Origin of the sequence: Bacillus cereus group sp. BfR-BA-01523 (assembly GCF_022662615.1) — a bacterium.
GTDB classification, from domain to species: Bacteria; Bacillota; Bacilli; order Bacillales; family Bacillaceae_G; genus Bacillus_A; species Bacillus_A mycoides.
On record NZ_JAKUDX010000003.1, the window covers coordinates 170,835 to 190,150 of the forward strand.

Consider the following 19,316-nt stretch of genomic DNA (forward strand, 5'->3'; position numbering starts at 1 on the left):
TGCTACACCTTCTTTCTTAAACAAGCAATATAAAAGCCATCTGTTGCAAAATAATGCGGTAAAATTCGTACTTGACCTTCATCAATATACGGATTTAACTTTTCTGGCATGCGATCTTTTATCGTAGTATCCCATTCAAATTCAGGATGCTCTTGTAAAAATTGCTTTATTACTTGTTCATTTTCTATTTTTTCAATTGTGCACGTACTATAAACAAGGCGACCACCTTGTTTTAACAATGGTGCTATTTTTTCTAGTATCGCAAGTTGAATCGTTGATAACCTTTCACTATCGCCCTTATCTTTACCTAACTTAATATCAGGTTTACGTCTAATAACACCAAATCCAGAACATGGTGCATCTACTAATATTTTGTCAAAAGATTCATTTGCAAAATGCTCTTGAACTTTTCTAGCATCTAAAGCCATCGTTTCTACATTTTCTAAACCAAGTCTCTTCGCCTGTTGTTCAATTAAACGTACTTTATGTGCGTGTAAATCAAGCGACATTACCTTACCAGTTCCGTCCAAACGCTCTGCAATATGAGTTGTTTTTCCGCCAGGAGCAGCACAACTATCTAGAACTGTATCTCCTTTATTCGGTTCTAAAGCACGTGCTACAAGCATTGAGCTTTCATCTTGAATAGAAAGGAAACCTTTTTTGAACGCTTCTGTATGTGCGACATTTCCTCTTTCAATTTGAATTGCATCCTCTGACAATTCGCCACGTTTTGCTTCTATACCCTCATCAGCTAATAACGCAACCGCTTCTTCTACCGTTACTTTATCAACATTTACACGTGCTGTTGGTACAGGTGGCAACATATTTACTTCACACATTTTCTCTGCTGTCTCTAAACCATATTCGGATGCCCATTCTTGTACAAGCCACATTGGATGACTCGTTGCAATCGCAAGACGTTCTACTGGATTTTCGATTTCTTCTAACGAAGGTACACCTTCTCGCTGAATTGAACGCAATACTCCGTTCACCATGCCTGAAATCCCTTTATGCCCACGACGCTTTGCAATCTCAACTGCTTCATGAATAGCCGCTCTTTCTGGAACTCGGTCTAAATATAGCATTTGATATAGAGATAGGCGAAGCAACACTCTTACCCACGCTTCAACCTTTTTTCTTAAAAATGGTTGTAAATAATAATCTAGTGTGTCACGACGTTGAATTGTTCCATATACCATTTCAGTTAATAAACCAATATCTTTTCTGTCAATTGTATTTTTTTCAATCAAATTATTTAAAAGTAAGTTGCTATATGCACCACTTTTTTCTACTTGAATTAAGCCATCCAGAGCTAATTCACGAACATTTTGTCTCATGCATTTTCTCCTAACTTCGTACCAATTTCAGGTTTTGTTCCACGTAAAAATTGTGAACAACTCATACGCTTTTTACCAGATGGTTGCAATTCAGTGATTTTAACGCCTGTCTCGTTCCCTGTTGCAACAACAAACCCATCTTCTTCAAGAGCTACTATTGTACCTGGTTCAGCTTTCTCTGTAATAGAGACCTTCTCTCCCCACCATACTTTAATAACTTGTCCTGCCAAAGTCGTATAAGCAACTGGCCATGGATTCAATCCGCGAATGTGATTGTATACTTCTTCACCTGTTTTTGTCCAATCAATTATCTCTTGCTCACGTTTTATATTATATGCAAACGTCACTTCAGCTTCACTTTGTTTAATTGGTTCTAGTTTACCCTGAATTAGTAAAGGAACCGTTTTAGATAAAAGGTGTGCTCCTGCTTCGCTTAACTTATCAAATAATGAACCTGTTGTTTCACGCTCTTCAATTTCTACTTCTACTTGCGTTAATATATCGCCCGCATCTAATTTTTCTACCATATACATAATTGTAATACCTGTTTTCTCTTTACCTTCCATGATCGCATAATGAATTGGTGCACCACCGCGAAGTTCTGGAAGTAATGATGCGTGGACATTAATACATCCATACTTTGGCGCTTCTAAAATTTCATTCGGTACGATTTGTCCAAATGCTGCTGTTACAATTAAGTCTGGCTCTAGTGCTAATACTTTTTCATATTCGTCTTTTTCACGAATTTTTAACGGCTGTACTACTGGAATACCATGTTTCTCCGCTTCTACTTTAACAGGAGTAGGTGTTAAAACCTTTTTTCTACCAACTGGACGATCAGGTTGCGTTACAACACCAACTACGTCATATCCGTCCTCGATAAGACGACGAAGCACCGGCACAGAAAAGTCCGGTGTCCCCATAAATACTACTTTCATCATTCAAAAACCGCTCCTTTTAAACCTATTCTAATTCGCCTGCTTCATAATACCTTTTCACTTTAGATGTAAATAAAACACCGTGTAAATGATCGATTTCATGCTGAATTGCACGCGCTAAGAAGTCATCCGCTTCTAATAAAAATATTTTACCGCGACGATTTTGTGCACGTACTTTAATGTAATCTGCACGCTCCACTTCACCATAAAGTCCCGGAAAGCTTAAGCAGCCTTCGGGACCTACTTGTTCACCACGTTTTTCTAAAATAACAGGATTAATTAATTCAATTTTACCCGTATCATCACCTATATCAACAACAGCAACTTGTAAGCTTACACCCACTTGTGGCGCAGCTAGACCAACTCCGTCTGCAATTAACATTGTTTCATGCATATCTTTTAACAATTTCACTAACTTTTTATCAAAGTTAATTACTCTTTCGCATGGTGTTTCTAACACTTCATTTGGATGCTTTACAATTTCTAAAACTGCCATATTTCCCTCCGCTACATTAACATTGTTGGATTAAAATCAATTGAGATTTGTAGCTCTTTTTGCATTTCTGCTTGATAATGTTCATTTACCATTTTGAGCACGTTCTTTAAGTTTGGTTCCCGTTTGTATTTTATCATGCATTGGTAACGATATCTATCTTTTATCCTTGGAATTGCTGAAGCAACCGGCCCTAACACCATTGTTTGCCTTGAACAATGCGTTCGTAAATGACCGACAATTTTTTCCGTCACTTGGACTGCCTTTAATAACTCCGGATGAGATACAGTTACAAGTACAACGTAGTAATATGGCGGATATTGTCTCATTTGCCTCATTTTCATTTCGTGCTCATAAAATACATCATATTGTTGATTCTTTGCTAATTCTACACTGTAATGTTCAGGCGTATACGTTTGAATTACAACTTCACCTGGCAATTCATGTCTTCCTGCACGTCCACTTACTTGTGTCAATAGCTGATACGTCTTTTCACTCGCCCGAAAATCAGGTAGATGAAGCATCGTATCGGCCGTTAAAACGCCAACAAGCGTCACCTTCGGAAAATCAAGCCCTTTTGCAATCATTTGTGTTCCAAGTAATATATCTGCTTTCTCTTCACCAAACGCCTTTAATAATTTTTCATGCATTCCTTTACGGCTTGTTGTATCCACATCCATTCGAATGACCCGCGCCTCAGGGAATAGTTTTGTGATTTCTTCTTCAACCTTTTGCGTCCCTGTACCAAAGAAACGAATATACGTACTATTACAAGCAGGACACTCCGTTGGCATATTTTCCTCATGACTACAATAATGACACTTTAAACGATGGTTCATTTTGTGATATGTCAACGAAATATCACAATGCGGACATTGTACGACATACCCACAATCACGACACATCACAAACGTAGAATGACCCCTTCTATTTAAAAAGAGAACCATTTGTTCTTTCTTTTCTAATCGATCTGCTATTTTTTCATGCAGTGCCTTTGAAAACATTGAGCGATTTCCATCACGAAGCTCTTCACGCATATCAACAATTTCTACAGTCGGCAAAGCTTGCTTGTTCATACGTTTTTCCATTGTAAGCAACCCATAGACACCTTTTTTCGCTCTAGCAAACGATTCAAGTGTCGGCGTTGCACTTCCGAGAACGATTGGACACTTATGATATTGTCCTCTCCACACTGCTACATCTCTTGCATGATACTTTGGGTTATCCTCTTGCTTATAACTTGATTCATGCTCTTCATCAATAATAATGATTCCTAAATTTTCGAATGGAGCAAAAATAGCTGAACGCGCACCAACTACAACTTTCACTTCTTTTCTTAATATCTTTCGCCATTCATCATATTTCTCGCCAACAGAAAGCGCACTGTGAAGAACTGCAACTTGCGAACCGAACCTACCTTTAAAGCGATCTACCATCTGGGGCGTTAGCGCAATTTCAGGAACAAGCACAATTGCTTCTTTTCCTTTCTCGAGCACCGCTGCTATAGATTGTAAATATACTTCAGTCTTACCACTTCCTGTAACACCATATAGTAAAAATGGATTGTAAGTTTCATTTGTAATTGATGACAAAATCGGTGTAATTACTTGTTTTTGTTCCTCAGTAAGCGGAAATGGTTTCGTTTGTTCAAAATCATCATCGTCATACGGACTCCGGTATACCTCTACATACTTTTCTGAGATTAGACCCTTTTTAACAAGTGCTTTTATTGGAGCATCTGTTATTTGTAATTCTTCTGTTAAATTTTTTAACGGTACACTTTTGTAGTTTTCTACAAAATAATAGAGTACATCTTGTTGTTTTTTACTTTTCAGTTCAAATGCTGCTAATTCCAATTTATCTGCCGGCAACTCCGGTTGAACTACTCTTTGTTTCTTCTTCTGCACTTTATCCTTTACTTGATAAACCACTTCAGTCGTACCATTTTTAATTTCTTGTTGAATAGTGCGATATAGGTGCGGCTGTGCTTCGATAACTTCCCAATCTATCGTTTCCTTCCCTTGAAATAAAGAAAGAATTTCTGGTGCTACTTCTTCTCGGTTACGAAGTTGCAGACGCTTTTTATATGTTGCTTTAATCGCCGTCGGAAGCATCACCTGAAAAGCTGAAATCATATAACATAACGTTTCACTTGTAAGCCAATACCCAAGTTTTAATAATTCATCATTTAAAACCGGAGTGACATCTAATATTTCATACAACGCTTTTAACTTTTTACTTTCTAGTTCAACCGAATCCTTTATGCCAATAATAAAACCTTGCAATTTCCTCGGACCGAATGGGACTACTACACGCATTCCTGTTTGCACGATATCTTCCCATTTTTTAGGGATAATATAATCAAACGGTCGATCTGTTTGACGTGCAGGTACATCAACAATTACACTTGCAAACTTCATACATAATCATCTTCTAACATCATTTCTATTTGCTTTAATATTTCACGAGCCACTTCTTTCTTCGTTAAAAGTGGCAGCTCAATGATTTCTCCATCTTTTCTATACATTGTCACAATATTTGTATCCGTACCAAACCCAGCTCCTTGCGCTTTCACGTCATTCGCAACAATCATATTTGCATTTTTCTCACGTAATTTTCTCGTTGCGTATTCCTCTATGTTTGTCGTTTCAGCTGCGAAACCGATAAGTAACTGTCGGTCCTTCTTCTCACCTAACGTTTTTAAAATATCCACTGTTCTTTCTAATTCAATTACAGCATCGCCATTTTTCTTTTTCATTTTATTATCATGAACATATTTCGGACGGTAATCTGCAACGGCTGCTGTTTTGATGACAACATCCACACTCTGATAATGCTGAAGGACTGCCTCTAACATATCTTGTGCAGATTCTACTTGTATTGTTGTGACATGTAATGGTGACTCTAATGCTGTCGGTCCTGACACAAGTATGACATCAGCACCTAAGCTTGCTGCAACTTCTGCGATCGCATACCCCATCTTTCCAGAAGAAAAATTCGTCATAAAACGAACCGGATCAATCTTTTCACGTGTCGGTCCAGCTGTTATTAATATTCGTTTTCCTTGCAATGGTTGTTGTTCCGAGAAAGCCTCTTCTAATCGTCCAATAATTGCTTCAGGTTCTTCCAGTCTTCCTTTTGCTACATAACCACATGCTAAAAAACCTTCCCCAGGCTCAATAAATGTATATCCTAATGTTTTTAACGTCATCATGTTTTTTTGAACAATTTTATTTTCATACATATGCACATTCATAGCAGGTGCAATCCACACTGGAGCTGTAGTAGCTAACAAAGTAGTTGTAATCATATCATCAGCAATACCGCCAGCTAACTTTCCAATGCAATTAGCTGTAGCAGGTGCAACAAGTACAACATCTGCCCAATCCGCTAAATCAATATGAGCAATAACAGCGGAGTCTCTCTCATCAAACGTATCCGTATATACATCATGGCGAGAAAGTGCTTGAAATGTAAGAGGCGTAACAAACTTCATTGCCGACTCACTCATCATTACTTTTACAAGAGCGCCAGCTTGTGTCAATTTACTTGTTAACGCAGCCGCTTTAAAAACTGCAATGCCTCCTGTTACACATAGAAGTATCTTTTTCCCTTTTAGCATATGACTCGTCCTCTTTCTTTTTCAAACTTATTCTACTGAAATAGAATTTCCAGCTCGTCAGTACCAGTATTTCGTTCCGTCTTTTTCGATTCCTTTTCATCCCTATCGTAAAAAAATAACAACCTACTTGTAAATAGGTTGTTACCGTTACATAGAAAATTATAAAGTCTATGTTTTAATTTGTCGAAAAGAATGTCTTAATCAATTATTGTGTCATCGCTTGGTACATATTTTAATACTTCTGCATCGATTTCTTCTAATGATTTACCTACACATTTATGAGAAACAGGCTTTTCAATAACACAATTGTCAGCAATTTGCATTTCACGTGCACGCTTTGCAGCTACTGTTACAAGTGTATATTTAGAATCGATTTTTGTTAATAATGAGTCAATTGATGGATTTAACATAATTATAGACCCTCCGTCATTTCTTTATAGTATTTTGCCACTCTTTCGCGGCGGCAATGTTCACCAACCACAATTGCTTTAATTCGGTCGCAAGCTAATTCAACTTGATCGTTTTCTACAACATAGTCATAAGCGTCCATCATTTCGATTTCTTCTTTCGCTACAGTTAAACGATTTTCAATAACATCTTCAGTTTCTGTACCACGGCCGACAATTCGGTTCTTTAGTTCAGATAAACTTGGAGGTGCTAAGAAAATAAATACACCTGCTGGGAAGGCTTTCTTAACTTGAATTGCTCCTTGCACTTCAATTTCTAAGAACACATCTTTTCCTTCTTGTAACGTTTTTTCAACATAATCAATCGGTGTTCCGTAATAATTACCAACGAACTCAGCCCATTCAAGTAACTTTTCATTACGAATCATTTCTTCAAATTCTTCTCTCTCTTTAAAGAAATAATCCACACCATCTACTTCACCTTCACGCGGTTTACGTGTCGTTACTGAAATAGAGTACTGAAAACGTGTGTCTTCATGGCTAAACAGCTCTTTTCGAACCGTTCCTTTCCCGACACCAGAAGGTCCCGAAAGAACGATGAGCAATCCTCTTCTACTTCTCATAAATATGTAAAACCTACCCTTCCTCACTTAAATCTTCTTTATTATTCAAACGATGTGCAATCGTCTCTGGCTGAATTGGACTTAATACTACATGCCCATCATCCATAACAATAACCGCCCTTGTTTTTCTCCCATACGTAGCATCAAGCAAAGCATTATGTTCACGCGCTTCCTGTACTGTCCGTTTAATAGGAGCTGACTCCGGACTTACAATAGCAATAATTCGATGAGCAGATACAATATTTCCGTATCCAATATTTAAAAACCGCATGGCCATAGTTTGCGCCTCCTAGTAAGTCTATCCGATTTCTCCACCACGTATAACTTTATATATTTTTTGAAAGCTACTCAATATTTTGTACTTGTTCACGAATTTTTTCAAGGTTATTTTTCATTTCTACGACATATTTTGAAATTGTTAAGTCATTTGCCTTAGAACCTATCGTATTAACTTCCCTATGCATCTCTTGCACGATGAAGTCCATTTTCCTTCCAACAGGCTCTGTAATTTGCAGTGCTTCACGAAATTGATCTAAATGACTTTGTAATCGAACTAATTCTTCGTGAATATCTGAACGCTCTGCAAATATTGCTACTTCTGTCAACAATCGTTGTTCATCTAAATCTTGATTATGTAATTCTTTTAAGCGATTTTCTAATCGTTCACGATATTTTTGTGTAACAATTGGTGCATGTGGAATAATTGCATTTACACAATTATGAATCTCTTGCAAACGATATGCTATATCTTTATGTAATCGTTCTCCTTCGCCATCTCTCATCGTTTTCAACATATGAGCAGCTTGGCGAACAGCTTCATATAAACCGGTTTCAAATTGTTCATTTACATTTTCTATTTCTTCAACTGCCGTTACTTCTGGCATTCCCATTAGTTGCCCGAGTGTAATAGAATCTTGTAATTGAAATTTCCCTTTTATATCTTCCATAATGGATTGGTACTGCTTGAGAAGTTCCCAATTCACAGTTAATTTTCTTTCAACAAGCCCTTCACCTGTTATACTAATAGACACTTCAATACGTCCACGGCGAACTTGCTTTGCAATTATTTTACGAATCTTGTCTTCAAACGCCATCATTTGCTTCGGAAGCCGAATACTCATTTCTAAAAAACGATGGTTCACCGACTTCATTTCTACTGTTATTTGAAAAGTATCGTTTTCTACCTTCGATCTTCCAAATCCTGTCATACTACAAATCATCTTTATCACATCCAAGCCATGAAATAACTCAATGAAAAAGGCAATAGAGACAAGGCTCTACTACCTTCTGTAAATTATATCATATTTTCATATCATTGACTATTTCAAGTTTAATCCCTTCTTATATAACAGCGGCTTTTTCTTTTTCTCCTTTTTTCTTGTTAATAAGGATCCTACTAATAAGAAGGTCGGAATAGATGATAATCCTCCAATTAACAACCAATCTCGTGCTTGTATCGGCATTGTGCTAAAAATCGGCTGTAATGGTGGATAATATATAACTACAAGCATTAACAGTAAAGAAATAATAACCGCCCCTACTAAATATATATTTCCAAACGGGTTGCGGTGAAATATAGAATGTTCACTACGACAATCAAATACATGAATAAGCTGAGCCAGTACTAATGTTGCGAAGGCTACCGTTTGTGCATACTTCAATTCATTCGGATGCTGGTTAAATGCAATAATAAACGCTACTAATGTCACTGCTCCGATTAGAAAACCACGACTTATAATTTTCCACGCAAGCCCTCTAGCAAACACCCCTTCTTTCGGATGGCGTGGTGTTCTCTTCATCACATCTCCTTCAGCCTTATCCAAACCTAATGCCATCGCTGGTAAACCGTCAGTAACTAAGTTCACCCATAAAATTTGAATTGGAACCATCGGCAATGGCAGTGCAAGTAACATCGCAAATAACATAACTAAAATTTCACCAACGTTAGATGCTAACAAATACCGAACAAACTTCCGAATATTTTCATATATGTTTCTACCTTCTTTAATCGCCGATTTAATCGTAGCAAAGTTATCATCTAACAACACAAGTGACGAAGCTTCTTTTGCAACATCTGTCCCTGTAATTCCCATCGCAATCCCTATATCAGCTGTTTTAATAGCTGGAGCATCGTTCACTCCATCACCTGTCATAGCTACTATATGTCCCTTATTTTGTAGCGCCTTAACGATTTTCAATTTATGCTCAGGAGACACACGAGCGAATACATACGTATCTTCTACAATATCTTCTAATGCCTCTACATCCATATTCGCAAGTTCTACACCTTCAACAACGCGTCCACCCGCCGGTAAAACCCCTAGCTGTTCCGCAATTGCCATTGCCGTCACTTTATGATCTCCCGTAATCATTACCGTTCTAATACCAGCTTCCTTACACTCTTTCACCGCTTGCGCCACTTCTAGTCTTGGCGGATCTATCATTCCTTGTATTCCAACAAGCATAAAATCCTGCTCGACTTCTCTTTCATGTTCAATTGAATCTGTAGCTTTTAACGGTTTAAATGCCACTGCAATCGTTCGTAAAGCTTGACTTCCTAAACTATGAATCGCTGCCTGCACTTCTTTTCGATACATTTCACTTAAAGGCTGTTGCTTATTTCCCCACAAAATTGTTTGACTCATCTGCAAAAGAACATCTGGTGCTCCTTTTGTAATAACAAATTTTTTACCTTCACGATCACGAACGATAACGCTCATCATTTTTCTAGTTGAATCAAAAGGAAATTCACGAATGACTTCAAACTTTCCTTTAAGAGCTTCACGTGATATTCCCGCCTTCATTGCAGCAGCAACGAGAGCTCCCTCTGTTGGATCTCCATCTAACACATACGTCTTTTTCTTTTGAATGACATTCGCATTATTACATAAACAGCCAAATGTAAGTAGTTGATACAGTGATTTCGTCTTAGTAGGGTCAATTACTTCTTCACCTTTCATAAACGAACCTGTTGGCTCATAGCCTTGACCTGTTACTTTCCACAATTCTCCGCCTGACCACATATGTGTTACCATCATTTTATTTTGTGTCATTGTTCCTGTTTTATCTGAGCAAATAACAGAAGCACAGCCTAACGTTTCTACAGCTGGCAACTTTCGCACAATTGCCCTCTTTTTAATCATACGCTGTACACCAAGTGATAGCGCAACCGTAACGATAGCTGGCAATCCTTCTGGAATAGCTGCAACAGCAAGCGAAACCCCAGCCAAAAACATGTGATACACTTCATTCCCTTGATATACACCAGCTAGTACAACAAGAGCCGTCAATATAAGAGCAACAATAATTAAAATTTTTCCAAGCTGTTCTAACCTTCTTTGTAATGGCGTTTCCATTTGCTCAGCATTTTGCAACATATTTGCAATTTGCCCCATAGCTGTATTCATTCCAGTCGCTACGACTACCCCTGTTCCAGCACCTCTCGTTATCATCGTCCCCATAAATGCCATGTTTTTTTGATCACCAATTGAAACATCTTGACCTTGTAACGCATCTACCTTCTTTTGTACAGGCAATGACTCTCCTGTAAGAGCCGATTCTTCAATATATAAACTTGAAGATTCCACAAGGCGAACATCCGCGCCAATACGGTCACCACTAGAAAATTTAATAATATCACCTAGTACAAGCGCTTTTGACGGCGCTTTTATCCACTTCCCATTTCTTAGTACAGTAACTTGAGGAGCTGCCAATTCTTTTAAAGCTTCCAACGATTTTTCAGCTTTCCTCTCTTGGAAGAAACCGAGGACACCATTAATAATAACAATTGCAACAATTGCAATCGAATCAATATACTCTCCTAAAAAAGCTGAAATAATTGTAGCACCAAATAAAACAAGTACCATAAAATCTTTAAATTGCGCTAAAAACACCATAAGCGCAGAAGGCCGCTTTGCTTCTTGCAATTCATTTGTACCAAATTTCTTTAATCGGCCCTCTGCTTCTTGCTCTGTAAGACCTACCTCCACATTCGTATTCGTTCTTTCCTCCACTTCATGTGCTCGCATTTCATACCAGTTCATCCTGCCATCGACCTCCTGATTCCAGACATACTCTAATGAAAGCTTATTCAGCCTCGTCCAAAAAAATGCTATAATTAACTTTTAGTTAGAAAGGAGTGTTCATTCATGGCATTCGATGGATTATTTACAAGAGCAATTACACATGAAATTGCAAATTCTCTTCAAACAGGAAGAATTTCAAAAATATATCAACCCTCAAAATATGAAGTTTTATTACATATTCGAGCAAACGGAAAAAACCAAAAGCTAATTCTTTCATCTCACCCTACATATGCGCGTATGCACTTAACAAATCAAAACTACAATTCACCAGCGCTACCGCCGATGTTTTGTATGCTTCTTCGCAAACATTTAGAAGGTGGATTTATTGAAAAAATTGAACAAATTGACTTAGAACGTATTATTCAAATTACAGTCCGCAGTCGCAATGAAATCGGTGACGAATCAGTAAAAACATTAGTAATCGAAATAATGGGACGACACAGTAATATTATCTTAGTAGATACGAAAACAAATGTTATTTTAGATAGCTTAAAACACGTTTCTTTAGCGGTAAACCGACATCGTACTGTATATGCTGGAGCTGAATATGTTGCCCCACCGGCACAACATAAAGTTAATCCGCTTCTTATCGAAACAGAAGATGATTTTATTAAACCGCTAGACTTTTTATCTGGCAACATGGACAAACAACTTGTCGGAGCATTCATGGGAATTTCCCCATTATTTGCAAAAGAAGTTGTAAAAAAAGCAGGTATGGCAAATGAAAAAGCATTATCTGAAGCTTTCTTCAGCTTGCAAAAACCTTTGCTAACACATCAGTACGTGCCAGCAATGATAACAGCAAATGGAAAAGAGTTCTTTTACCTATTCCCTCTTTCTCACTTACAAGGAAACGAAAAAACATTTTCATCTGTTAGTGAATTATTAGATCGTTTCTTCTTTGGTAAAGCAGAGCGCGATCGTGTAAAACAACAAGCTCACGATTTAGAACGCTTTATGCAAAATGAAAAAACAAAAAACGAAAAGAAGCTAATTAAACTAGAAAAAACATTACAAGATGCCGGAAAAGCAGATAAATATCAACTATTTGGAGAGCTACTTACAGCCAATATGTACGCTTTGAAAAAAGGTGATAAAGAGATAGAAGTCGTTAACTATTACGACGAAAATGGTGGGACTGTAAAAATCACATTAAACCCTTTAAAAACACCATCTGAAAATGCACAACGCTATTTCCAAAAGTACCAAAAAGCGAAAAATTCAGTTGCTATTGTAGAAGAACAAATCGTAAAAACAAATGAAGAAATTCTTTATTTCGATAGCTTACTTCAACAAATGGAGGTTGCTTCTTCAAAAGATATTGAAGAGATTCGTGAAGAACTGACCGAAGAAGGTTATGTACGTAATCGTAAGAAGAAAAACACAAAGAAAAAACCGACAAAACCAGTATTGGACAAATATTTAGCTAGTGATGGCACAGAAATTTTCGTCGGTAAAAACAATAAACAAAATGATTATTTAACAACGAAATTTGCCCGTCGTGATGAAATTTGGTTACATACGAAAGACATACCTGGCTCTCATGTTGTCATTCGTTCTTTAGAACCTGCTGAAGAAACTTTACTAGAGGCTGCAAAAATCGCCGCTTATTTCAGTAAAGCAAAAGAGTCTAGCTCTGTACCTGTTGATTTCACGAAAATACGTCATGTCAAAAAACCGAGTGGCGCAAAACTTGGCTTTGTTACGTACGACAATCAGCAAACCGTATATGTAACACCGGATGCTGATACTGTAATGAAATTAAAAGCTTAAATATTAAAAAATGCGTTGCTTGCAAGCGACGCATTTTTTATACGGTTTCAATTCAGTTCATATATCCATTCACTCATTCATAACATCTTTCTTCCCTTCAATATTGTCAAAAAAATTGACAGTGTCATTTCACATCTGTATAAATTTTTTTACAGTATGTATATAAAGTGCACCTCCAATCAATATTTTTTCATCCCCCCACTGATTATTGAAGTAATCCTGATTTTATGAACAAACCGTCTCCCCCAAATAACCGGCTAATTTTTTATCTCCCCTAAAATATATGTAGTTCCTACTATCTTTTCTTCAAATATACATTTTGGCACGCTATTTGCTTTATTCAATACTGTGAAAAGGGGGAAATTAACATGACTTTAAGAATTAATAAAATCCAAAATCAACTACAAAAATATGAAATTGACGGATTACTTATTACAAAAAAAGAAAATCGCCAATATGCAACAGGCTTTACAGGCAGCGCTGGCGTCGTCTTAATCTCTGTGGATAAAGCGGTTTTTATAACCGATTTTCGCTACGTAGATCAAGCGAAATCACAAATAAAAGACGCTGAAATTGTTATGCATAAAGGAAATTTAGAGAAAGAAGTTGCAAATCAAGTATCGAAATTAAACATTCAAAAACTTGGAATTGAAGAAAATAACATGACATTACAACAATATAAAAACTTACAAAAATACATACATGCGGAAATGGTGCAAGTGTGCGAAATCATCGAGGATATTCGTATTATTAAAGACACACCTGAAATAGAAACAATGAAAATTGCAGCTAATATTGCTGACGAAGCATTTCACCACATCCTTACATTTCTAAAACCAGGAATAAGTGAAACTGATGTCCGAGATGAATTAGAATTTTTCATGCGAAAAAAAGGGGCTACATCCTCATCATTTCAAATTATTGTAGCTTCTGGCGTTCGCTCTTCACTTCCCCATGGAGTTGCATCAAATAAAATAATCGAACGAGGCGACGTTGTTACATTAGATTTCGGTGCACTTTACGACGGATATTGTTCCGATATAACACGTACTGTAGCAATCGGGGAACCATCAGAAGAATTCAAAAAGATATACAACGTTGTACGAGAAGCATTAAAACGTGGAACTGAAGCAATTAAGCCTGGAGAAACTGCGAAAAGTATCGATGATATAACGAGAGATTACATTATAGAACATGGATACGGTCAATATTTTGGACACTCTACTGGTCATGGTCTTGGGTTAGAAATACATGAACCTCTTCGCCTATCCCAAGAAAGTAAGGCTACTTTAGAAGAAGGTATGGTTGTTACCGTTGAACCTGGTATTTACATTCCGAACTGGGGCGGTTGTAGAATTGAAGACGATATCGTCATTACAAAAGACGGATATGAAGTTATTACAAAAGCGAATCGGGAACTAATAGTTATTCCTTGTTAAAAATCATGTGCTTTTTAACAGGAGTTTTTCTTTACACATAGAATTCCTTCTCTGGAGTAATTGTTTAAAGAGGGGGAATTTTAATTGAACTTTGTAATCGATAAAATAGATGGTTTACAGCCTGAATTTTCAAAACTTGTTTCCATGATGAATTACGCTCGCTATACAACAATGCAGGCTGTCGAGGGCTTAACAATTGAAGAACTTGATTATTTATATGATGAGGAAGCAAATTCAATTGGCATGTTATTGTACCATATGGCTGCTATTGAATTTTACTACCAAATTCATACTTTTGAAGATCGTGAACCAACGGAGGCTGAATTAGAACGCTGGTTACCTGCTATTGAGTTAGGAAATCTTGGACGCAAGAAAATAAAAGGAAACCCAATAGAATTTTACATAAACACATTACAAGAAGTACGTTCCAAAACGATTGAAACTTTTCAATCTTTACCTGATGAATGGCTATTTAAAACGACAGACTTTTGGCATGACAAACCAGCAAATAACTACTTTAAATGGTTTCACGTATTTGAAGATGAAATCAATCATCGCGGACAAATTCGTTTAATTAAAAAGATGCAAAAAGCACATTCAGTAAAATGAGAAAATGCCACCGAATAAGGTGGCATTTTCTTTTATTCATTAACGAATAACTTTTCATTTACTTTTTTAGCGACTACCGCTACCGACATTAAAATGCATATTAAATATAGCAATTTCGCAATAAACAACCACCCTTGAAACATTACAATTCCATCTATTATCTCATTTCCTTTCAATAACAAAAACGGAATCGTGCTAATTATAATAACAAACTCGATACTGAAAACAATTTTCTTTTTTCGGCTATATGCTTTCCATTCATTCCAGCGATACATAGGAGCAAAAATCAATACTCCTATACTTAATATAACTGGTACCCATTCACTTTTAAGAAATTGCCCTGAAATAACTGATAATAGTAAACAAACGAGCACACCAAAATACCCTATTTTCTCTCTCATTCGTACTCCCCCATTCTACTTCTCCTTTAATATGTAACTTGCTATGCTTATAACAATTCTTAGAAAAATAACAACTACAAGTACAATATAAAGACCTTTTGCAGAAGACATCCATTCTTGAAAAATAGACATTTTCTCCATTTGTTTCTGCCCTTCTATTAAAAGAAACCCTACGAAAAATGAGCAAACAACAGTGATACCTATCATAATCCCGATACTTTTCTTACTATATTGTTTCATATCATCCCAGTTATATAAAAGTATAAATACAAACCCGAAAACAGGTATGATACTTATCCATTCATTGCTTGTAAACAGATTTAAAATGATTAATAGACTACAAGATATGATGAATCCCCAAAATCCAATTTTTTTGCGCATAAGTCCTCCTTTAATTCCATTTTTAGGATTAATTGTATTGTAACATCCATTTATTATTCTTACCATTACAGTACATGAAATTTCACTTTTTTCTTTTTCCTATACTCACATACCTTCACCGCTTTCATACAATGAACTACACGAATGCCTAAAGGATGTGAATGTTATGGGAGTTGAATTAACGCTTTTACATGCTCTCTATATTCTTTGTTTACTCGCTATTATTACCTTTTTTATTCTTCGAAAAGATACGACAATTATTTGTATTGTTTTTATCTTTTTATTAGCATTAACCGCTACAAGTTCTCTCCCTCTTGCTATTAGCGGTATTTTTCAAAGTTTCATTTACGCCATTACTGAGCTATTACCAACACTTGGGATATCTTTGCTATTATTTTTGGTGTATTTTTTATTAAGGGAATTTGCATTTAAAACATATTTAGTAAAAAATGTTGCCACTGGGGAAACGTTCAGAGTAGATAAACAGGATTTCAAGCAATATAAAAGAGAATTTAAAGCGAAGGAAAAAGAAGTTAGAAAGATATCTGATCTACAGTAAAAGTGTAACTAGTACACAAAAAGTAGGTGTTTAAAATAAGGAGAGATTCTACCTTTATGAAAGTCATTCGTTCAATCTTCCACGCATTTCGTTTATTGAGTAAAATCTTTAAACCTATATTAAAAGCATTATCTAAAAGTAAATTTTAATTACATATAAATAAAAAAAGCCGCCCGACAGGACGGCTCTTCTTTCACATATACATAGGCTTTATTTACAATTAAGCAAATTTTATTTTATATAAATATTACTATACTAGTCTAAAATTTCTGTGTTTACATTTTTTTCTTTTTATCTCATAATTTTAATTGGGAAAAGGGAGGAAAGAAATGGTTCAAATCAAAGTGACACCTGAAATGCTAGAAGAAGTTGCTAATCGTGCAAGTAATACCAGAATCGCATTAGAATCTATACATAATAATTTATGTAATGAAATTGATCATTTGTGTTTTCAATGGATTGGTGCCTCTAATCAACAGTTCATTCAAATGTTCAATGAAGCGAGACCAAAAGCTTTTACATCTATCAATTCAATTATACAAGTGGAAGAAGATCTGAAACGAATTGCCGAAAAATTCCGCAATACAGATAATCAAGATGTTACAATGGAAGAAGGTGCAATGTGTGGTAAACCTTCTTCTGAAGAGAATGGCTTTGATGGTAAAAAATTAGCTAGAGATATTGCTGGTGAAATAAGTGGTGAATATGATGTTCGTCGTGTTTGGGATGGTATTGATCCATCTACTGGCGAAAAACTTTCGGGGTGGGAGCGTGCTGGGGCAGGTGTCATGGCTGTAGCCGGCCTTACACCCTTTGGAAAGATAGCTAAAGTAGGAAAAGGAGTTAAAATGACTGCTAAGGCTACTGAGGCTGCAAATACAGCTAAAAAAGTCACTGCTGGGACAAACAGCGGAGCTAATCTTAGAGTAATTGAAGAACTTAAAGGACCTGTTATAGATGGAAAACGAGTTGGAAGTGGAAAAAAGGTTGATAATGTAAAACCAGTTTGGGGAAGAGATGAAAAAGGGAAACCTTTTATAGAAAAAGAGTTCCCTCATGTATCAAAGGAACATGGTTTTTCTGATGTTATTGATAATTATTCAAGATTTGCGGAGGAGTTTCCACTAGTAGGAGGGGACCGTATTAAAAGGGAATTATATCAAATAACAGGAAGTAACAATGGTAATAAAGGTGTTTTTGAATGGATTGTTGAGCCCAATGGTGATGTGAGCCACAGGAGATTCATTGAAAATGGTGTTATGACGGGTAAGCCAAATCAAATTCCAAAAAAGTAAGAGGTAAATAATATGAACTTAAAAGATTTAAAAAATAAACATATTAAGTATGACTGGAAAACTATTTTTATAGGCATCCAAGAAAATTATTTTAATAAAGACGTCATTTCCGATTATGCGGTAGAATTGATGGATATTGGTGATGAAAGTGAGTTTGTTAGTGAACTTGCATGGGGAGTATCTAGTGAAGATTTAGATAAGGTGATGTTAGAAATAAAAACTAATTATTTTCCTCAATTAGATGAAGAAAGCACAATGTTAGTAGAGGAGAATAGAAAACTAAGATTTGTTTGTTTATCTGAAATAAAAGAAAGATGTAAAGAAGATAATGAATTATTAAATGAAATTGCAGAGTTTTATGGAAATCATCACTACCCAGAAGATATGGTGAGTTTTGTTAATTATATGCCTCAAGAAGTCCCAACTACGAAAGAAGATCTGATAAATAGGTTTGAAAAATTTTTAAACTTAGAGAGATCGAGATTTAAATATGAATAAGGAAACATTAGGAGAATCAATAAGAAAAAAGCCGCCCAACAGGACGGCTCTTCTTTATTTCACATATACATAGGCTTTATTTACAATTAAGTAGATTTTATTTTACACAAATATCATTATACTAATCTAAAATTTCAAATGCATTCGTTAATGCTGAAGGTAAAGGGATTCCCATACGACCAGCATTTTCTAACAGTGATAGCAACTCATTTCCAATAAATAAAAAGATTGTTGCCTCACGAATAGCGCTATTTGTTCCCATAACCACATCAGCTTGTGAAGCCGCTGCTATTTGTAAAGTAGATCCATTTGAACTCGCACGCCGAAATTTTTTGCCAGTTATTATCGGCTTAATCGTCACCACTATCGTTGTGATGTTTATCCTGTAACGTAAGCAAGATAATACTTGCTTACGCCTTTTTAGGTTAAATATTGAAATATACTAACCTTCAAAAGGGTTTATTTATTACATAGCGAAATTATATTATGAGAGTATTTATTTCAAAACGTTTACGAGAAACAGATTACTTCAATTAGAAAAGGGGACATAACTATGAATGAATTGATTTTTGTCTTATTAATTTGTCCATTACTTATCTTTATCGTTTCTGTTATTGGAACACGTAGAACGAGAACGTACTATGTAATGCCAATTGTAACGTTTGCTAGTTTTTTAATAGTAGGTGCTATCGCCTTCCCTCCAAAGTTTTTCTTTTGGGTCGGTATGTATAGTATCTTCTCATTTATTATTTCTTATATGACTCTATTGTTTGTGAGAGGATATGAAGTTGCAGAAAACAATAAGTAGTTATTAGTGAGGAGATTGTACTATGATTTTCTTTGATATCGATGGAAC

At 36.0% G+C, this 19,316-nt stretch carries 19 protein-coding genes and 2 pseudogenes; 8 read left to right on the forward strand and 13 right to left on the reverse strand.

All coding sequences use genetic code 11. The features are described from left to right. Positions 1–2: 2 nt before the first annotated feature. The 10 genes from rsmB to MR066_RS09185 form a co-directional block, all read right to left on the reverse strand. Positions 3–1,337 (reverse strand): 16S rRNA (cytosine(967)-C(5))-methyltransferase RsmB, encoded by a 1,335-nt coding sequence (gene rsmB, locus MR066_RS09140; protein WP_002128834.1) that lies wholly within the window; start codon positions 1,335–1,337, stop codon positions 3–5. After that, positions 1,334–2,278 (reverse strand): methionyl-tRNA formyltransferase, encoded by a 945-nt coding sequence (fmt, locus tag MR066_RS09145; protein ID WP_002014498.1) that lies wholly within the window; start codon positions 2,276–2,278, stop codon positions 1,334–1,336. Before fmt ends, rsmB begins: the two co-directional genes overlap by 4 nt. 22 nt (positions 2,279–2,300) lie before the next feature. Further along, complete coding sequence (gene def / locus MR066_RS09150) at positions 2,301–2,771, reverse strand: peptide deformylase (RefSeq protein WP_002014496.1); 471 nt, start codon at positions 2,769–2,771, stop codon at positions 2,301–2,303. Between the two features lie 11 nt (positions 2,772–2,782). Further along, positions 2,783–5,188, reverse strand: a complete 2,406-nt coding sequence (gene priA / locus MR066_RS09155) for a primosomal protein N' (protein WP_242246894.1) — start codon at positions 5,186–5,188, stop codon at positions 2,783–2,785. After that, on the reverse strand, positions 5,185–6,390 hold the full coding sequence (gene coaBC / locus MR066_RS09160; protein ID WP_088034469.1) for a bifunctional phosphopantothenoylcysteine decarboxylase/phosphopantothenate--cysteine ligase CoaBC: 1,206 nt from the start codon (positions 6,388–6,390) through the stop codon (positions 5,185–5,187). The genes priA and coaBC overlap by 4 nt, the downstream gene beginning before the upstream one ends. A gap of 197 nt (positions 6,391–6,587) precedes the next feature. Further along, positions 6,588–6,800 (reverse strand): DNA-directed RNA polymerase subunit omega, encoded by a 213-nt coding sequence (gene rpoZ / locus MR066_RS09165; protein ID WP_016100710.1) that lies wholly within the window; start codon positions 6,798–6,800, stop codon positions 6,588–6,590. Positions 6,801–6,802: 2 nt separating this feature from the next. Continuing rightward, complete coding sequence (gmk, locus tag MR066_RS09170; RefSeq protein WP_002014492.1) at positions 6,803–7,420, reverse strand: guanylate kinase; 618 nt, start codon at positions 7,418–7,420, stop codon at positions 6,803–6,805. A gap of 13 nt (positions 7,421–7,433) precedes the next feature. Next, positions 7,434–7,697: an extracellular matrix/biofilm regulator RemA gene (gene remA / locus MR066_RS09175; protein WP_001251456.1), complete on the reverse strand. Its 264-nt coding sequence runs from the start codon at positions 7,695–7,697 to the stop codon at positions 7,434–7,436. A gap of 67 nt (positions 7,698–7,764) precedes the next feature. After that, the gene (locus tag MR066_RS09180; RefSeq protein ID WP_002088227.1) at positions 7,765–8,640 is read right to left on the reverse strand and encodes a YicC/YloC family endoribonuclease; all 876 of its coding nucleotides are present in this window, start codon (positions 8,638–8,640) and stop codon (positions 7,765–7,767) included. Between the two features lie 99 nt (positions 8,641–8,739). Then, on the reverse strand, positions 8,740–11,463 hold the full coding sequence (locus MR066_RS09185; RefSeq protein WP_242246896.1) for a calcium-translocating P-type ATPase, SERCA-type: 2,724 nt from the start codon (positions 11,461–11,463) through the stop codon (positions 8,740–8,742). Positions 11,464–11,568: 105 nt separating this feature from the next. On the opposite strand from MR066_RS09185, the gene MR066_RS09190 reads away from it, so the two are divergent. From MR066_RS09190 to MR066_RS09200, 3 genes are all read left to right on the forward strand, one after another. Further along, positions 11,569–13,278: an Rqc2 family fibronectin-binding protein gene (locus MR066_RS09190; protein ID WP_242246905.1), complete on the forward strand. Its 1,710-nt coding sequence runs from the start codon at positions 11,569–11,571 to the stop codon at positions 13,276–13,278. 368 nt (positions 13,279–13,646) lie between these two features. Next, complete coding sequence (locus MR066_RS09195) at positions 13,647–14,717, forward strand: M24 family metallopeptidase (protein ID WP_193651957.1); 1,071 nt, start codon at positions 13,647–13,649, stop codon at positions 14,715–14,717. An 84-nt stretch (positions 14,718–14,801) separates the two neighbouring features. Continuing rightward, entirely contained in the window at positions 14,802–15,326 is a 525-nt protein-coding gene (locus MR066_RS09200) for a DinB family protein (RefSeq protein ID WP_012261593.1), read from the forward strand. Positions 15,327–15,358: 32 nt separating this feature from the next. Here MR066_RS09200 and MR066_RS09205 read toward each other — a convergent pair whose 3' ends face one another. Then, on the reverse strand, positions 15,359–15,727 hold the full coding sequence (locus MR066_RS09205) for a YoqO family protein (RefSeq protein WP_012261594.1): 369 nt from the start codon (positions 15,725–15,727) through the stop codon (positions 15,359–15,361). 15 nt (positions 15,728–15,742) lie between these two features. Continuing rightward, positions 15,743–16,174 carry a YoqO family protein gene (locus MR066_RS09210; protein ID WP_193651960.1) on the reverse strand — a complete coding sequence of 144 codons (432 nt, stop codon included), beginning with the start codon at positions 16,172–16,174 and terminating at the stop codon, positions 15,743–15,745. 100 nt (positions 16,175–16,274) lie between these two features. Here MR066_RS09210 and MR066_RS27295 point away from each other — a divergent pair, with 100 nt between their 5' ends. The 3 genes from MR066_RS27295 to MR066_RS09230 all read left to right on the forward strand — a co-directional run bounded on the left by MR066_RS27295 (position 16,275) and on the right by MR066_RS09230 (position 18,460). After that, positions 16,275–16,667 carry a hypothetical protein gene (locus tag MR066_RS27295; RefSeq protein ID WP_313954283.1) on the forward strand — a complete coding sequence of 131 codons (393 nt, stop codon included), beginning with the start codon at positions 16,275–16,277 and terminating at the stop codon, positions 16,665–16,667. 329 nt (positions 16,668–16,996) lie between these two features. Next, on the forward strand, positions 16,997–17,962 hold the full coding sequence (locus MR066_RS09225; RefSeq protein ID WP_000249934.1) for a WXG100 family type VII secretion target: 966 nt from the start codon (positions 16,997–16,999) through the stop codon (positions 17,960–17,962). 12 nt (positions 17,963–17,974) lie between these two features. Continuing rightward, positions 17,975–18,460: a DUF2247 family protein gene (locus tag MR066_RS09230; RefSeq protein ID WP_193651961.1), complete on the forward strand. Its 486-nt coding sequence runs from the start codon at positions 17,975–17,977 to the stop codon at positions 18,458–18,460. A 121-nt stretch (positions 18,461–18,581) separates the two neighbouring features. Here MR066_RS09230 and MR066_RS09235 read toward each other — a convergent pair. Beyond that, positions 18,582–18,758: pseudogene (locus MR066_RS09235) on the reverse strand (phage holin family protein); the annotation flags it as partial. Between MR066_RS09235 and MR066_RS09240 the strand changes: the two are divergent. After that, a pseudogene (locus tag MR066_RS09240) lies at positions 18,742–18,849 on the forward strand (MFS transporter); the annotation flags it as partial. The pseudogenes MR066_RS09235 and MR066_RS09240 overlap by 17 nt on opposite strands. A 164-nt stretch (positions 18,850–19,013) precedes the next feature. Further along, positions 19,014–19,268 carry a YbeF family protein gene (locus MR066_RS09245; protein ID WP_002033769.1) on the forward strand — a complete coding sequence of 85 codons (255 nt, stop codon included), beginning with the start codon at positions 19,014–19,016 and terminating at the stop codon, positions 19,266–19,268. Positions 19,269–19,316 lie beyond the last annotated feature (48 nt).

Bases quoted from the DNA above. Each gene is read 5' to 3' on its own strand.
- MR066_RS09195 (WP_193651957.1), top strand. From the start codon at position 13,647: ATGACTTTAAGAATTAATAAAATCCAAAATCAACTACAAAAATATGAA.
- priA (WP_242246894.1), bottom strand. From the start codon at position 5,188: ATGAAGTTTGCAAGTGTAATTGTTGATGTACCTGCACGTCAAACAGAT.
- MR066_RS09210 (WP_193651960.1), bottom strand. From the start codon at position 16,174: ATGGTAAGAATAATAAATGGATGTTACAATACAATTAATCCTAAAAAT.
- gmk (WP_002014492.1), bottom strand. From the start codon at position 7,420: ATGAGAAGTAGAAGAGGATTGCTCATCGTTCTTTCGGGACCTTCTGGT.
- coaBC (WP_088034469.1), bottom strand. From the start codon at position 6,390: ATGCTAAAAGGGAAAAAGATACTTCTATGTGTAACAGGAGGCATTGCA.
- rsmB (WP_002128834.1), bottom strand. From the start codon at position 1,337: ATGAGACAAAATGTTCGTGAATTAGCTCTGGATGGCTTAATTCAAGTA.
- MR066_RS09205 (WP_012261594.1), bottom strand. From the start codon at position 15,727: ATGAGAGAGAAAATAGGGTATTTTGGTGTGCTCGTTTGTTTACTATTA.
- MR066_RS09180 (WP_002088227.1), bottom strand. From the start codon at position 8,640: ATGATTTGTAGTATGACAGGATTTGGAAGATCGAAGGTAGAAAACGAT.
- def (WP_002014496.1), bottom strand. From the start codon at position 2,771: ATGGCAGTTTTAGAAATTGTAAAGCATCCAAATGAAGTGTTAGAAACA.
- MR066_RS09225 (WP_000249934.1), top strand. From the start codon at position 16,997: ATGGTTCAAATCAAAGTGACACCTGAAATGCTAGAAGAAGTTGCTAAT.
- MR066_RS09185 (WP_242246896.1), bottom strand. From the start codon at position 11,463: ATGAACTGGTATGAAATGCGAGCACATGAAGTGGAGGAAAGAACGAAT.
- MR066_RS27295 (WP_313954283.1), top strand. From the start codon at position 16,275: ATGGGAGTTGAATTAACGCTTTTACATGCTCTCTATATTCTTTGTTTA.
- MR066_RS09190 (WP_242246905.1), top strand. From the start codon at position 11,569: ATGGCATTCGATGGATTATTTACAAGAGCAATTACACATGAAATTGCA.
- rpoZ (WP_016100710.1), bottom strand. From the start codon at position 6,800: ATGTTAAATCCATCAATTGACTCATTATTAACAAAAATCGATTCTAAA.
- MR066_RS09230 (WP_193651961.1), top strand. From the start codon at position 17,975: ATGAACTTAAAAGATTTAAAAAATAAACATATTAAGTATGACTGGAAA.
- fmt (WP_002014498.1), bottom strand. From the start codon at position 2,278: ATGATGAAAGTAGTATTTATGGGGACACCGGACTTTTCTGTGCCGGTG.
- remA (WP_001251456.1), bottom strand. From the start codon at position 7,697: ATGGCCATGCGGTTTTTAAATATTGGATACGGAAATATTGTATCTGCT.
- MR066_RS09245 (WP_002033769.1), top strand. From the start codon at position 19,014: ATGAATGAATTGATTTTTGTCTTATTAATTTGTCCATTACTTATCTTT.